General features: G+C 39.6%; 2 protein-coding genes. Both read right to left on the minus strand.

The window, feature by feature from the left end; genetic code table 11:
* The coding region (locus AC1DDX_RS26225) for a RagB/SusD family nutrient uptake outer membrane protein (RefSeq protein ID WP_477622899.1) at nt 1-1,498 on the minus strand (1,498 nt) is incomplete at its 3' end.
* A 10-nt stretch (nt 1,499-1,508) separates the two neighbouring features.
* On the minus strand, nt 1,509-2,671 hold a 1,163-nt coding region (locus AC1DDX_RS26230), incomplete at its 5' end, for a SusC/RagA family TonB-linked outer membrane protein (protein ID WP_477622900.1).

The following is a 2,671-nucleotide window of genomic DNA, read 5'->3' on the forward strand; positions in this document are numbered from 1 at the left end:
GTTTGATCTCCTGCAATGGAATTGGATAGCGGGTATGATATTCCTGGATACTTCCAGATTCTTTGGTCCATTTATTTCTTTGTTTTGCAAGCTCAACCAGTTTACCTGTTCTGATTAGATCCATCCGTCTCCATCCTTCGAAACACAGCTCGCGCATCCTTTCGTCCATGATATTCGTTCTGAAGTCTTGTTGAGACATACCTGCATTCCATCTTTTATCTGCTGGCAAATTACCGTTCCAGGCCCTTGTTCTAATGGTGCTATTAATTAGATCCACAGCTTGCGAAGTGGCGCCTGTTTCATTTAATGTTTCAGCATAGCATAACAGAATGTCTGCATAACGCAGATAAAATATGTTTTTCCCTGATAGCCAGAAGCTAAGTGTGCCCTCTGTTCTCGGATCTTCAAATTTCTTAACGTGAGGATCAAGCTCATCACCTCCAAATGCTGGATTTAACGTTGGGACCTTACCTTTGTAGGTGAAATCATAGCGGATACTTTCGTTTTTTCTAACGTCCCCGTCTTCCCATACACCGCCATCTGCTGTAGTCTGATAACAGTATTTGGTAGGAACCATTAAGTCATAACCACCAAAATAGCAATACTGGTCTACTTCAGCTAATGAGCGCGAACCCATTTGCCATTGTGTTTGGTTGTTGTCTGGATAAACATTGTTGAACTTAAATTCATAAATGGATTCAGTAGTGTTCTGTTTGGTTGGATCCCATAGATCAGCATATTTAGGTACAAGACTATAACCTCCATTTTCTACAACCTGTTTAAACATATCTCTCGCCTTTGCATAATCTTTTGCTCCAGAGGCTTCAGGAGCATACAAATAAACTTTTCCAAGTAAAGCCTGGGCAGCCCCCTTAGTGGCCCTCCTCTTGTCGGTTTGGCTTACAGGCAAATATTTAACTGCATTCTCCAAATCGGCAATGATGAAATTGTAAACCATATTTAACGGTTGACGCTTGGTGCCATACTCCTTGAATTTAGCTTGATCGATAATAGGAATTTCACCCCAGTATTGAGTCATTTCAAATGTAAGCGCGGCTCTAATGAAGCTGGCCTCACCAAGGATAATATTTTTGCGTTCAGATTCCTCTGAATTTAAACCCAAAGCGTAGACTACTTTTGCCGCTGCAGATATAACTGGCCACCTGCTGTTCCATTGCTCTGCAAGTGCAGTGTTACTAGCGCTAAGGAAACCATTATATCTGTCGATACCAGCCTGACGATCGTCAGTCCGAACCTGATAAGCTCCTTGTTGTGCCTCATCAGTACCCATGGTAAAGATAAAGCCACCTCTGTCTTTTTTGGTGTTGCGCCAACTGGTATATAAACCTAAAACCAGCGGTTCGATATTGTCCAGACTTTTAAAAACCTCTTCTTCAGTTAAGGCGGTTTGCGGGTCCTCTGTGATGAATTTTTTGCAGGAACCACTAGTTAGCAATACAATAAATGCCAATACTATTAAACTATATTTCTTTTTCATCTTAGTAATATTAAAATCCAACATTTATACCCGCAACAAACATTTTAGATGTTGGGTACCCATCACCACCCTCAGGATCGTATCCTTTATACTTTGTAATTGTAAAGAGGTTCCTTCCGGTTACATACACTCTCAGATTACTCATTTTTGCTTTCTTAACAAATCCTTCGGTGAAGTTATACGATAACGAAAGTGCCGCCATTCTTAAGAAAGAGGCATTTTGGACCGCGTAATCAGTTTCTCCGACACCATAACGTCCGCTGCCTGTGTAAGCTCTTGGAATGTTAGAATTCGTATTTTCAGGCGTCCAGCGATCAAGTACATCAGTAATGCCAGCATATTCTCCTGAACCATTCAACAAACCTTCGTACAAACCGCTAATCGCTTTGCCTCCGTAGTTGTAGTTAAATACTGCGTTTAATGAAAGGTTTTTGTAGGCAAAATTTGTAGAGAAACCGCCGTAGAATTTAGGATCCTTTTTCCCAACAACAATTCTATCAGCATCATCTATCTTATTATCTCCATTAACGTCAACCGGAATAATATCACCTGGATGAATTACGCGTCCCCCATAATCAATATCCTTAATGCGCTCAAGATCTGATTGTTGGGCTATTTTTTCAAATTTATAGGTATAGATAGAATTTAGTGACTGATTTAAAAACAAGTTTCCTTCCCTCTGTATATCTACTCCGGTAAATCCTCCATAATTATATATCGCGTCAACACTTCCATATAACTTTGTGATCTTATTTTTATAAGAAGAAAGATTTACACCAAAATCCCATTTGAAATCCTCCTGGTCAATAATCTTGGCGTTAACGTTAAACTCTACTCCTTTGTTTAATAATGAGCCTACGTTATCGATTGTGTTTTTAAAACCTGAAGTGGTAGATAAAGTTCTTTCCATTAACAGATCATCATTATGAATTACAAAATAATCGGCACTAAATGACAATCTACTGTTCAATAAGGCTACATCTACCCCTAAATTCAGCTGCTTTTGCTTTTCCCATACCAGGTTTGGATTTCCTAAACGACCATCTGAAACATAGGTTACGGAATTATCTGAGAAAACAGGCCTGTACAACGAACGATAAGCGAGATTAGGGATGTTTTGATTACCTGCAATACCGTATCCTGCGCGTAGTTTTAGTGCATCGACATTTATGC

It is taken from the genome of Pedobacter sp. 10L46_2, from assembly GCF_056395165.1.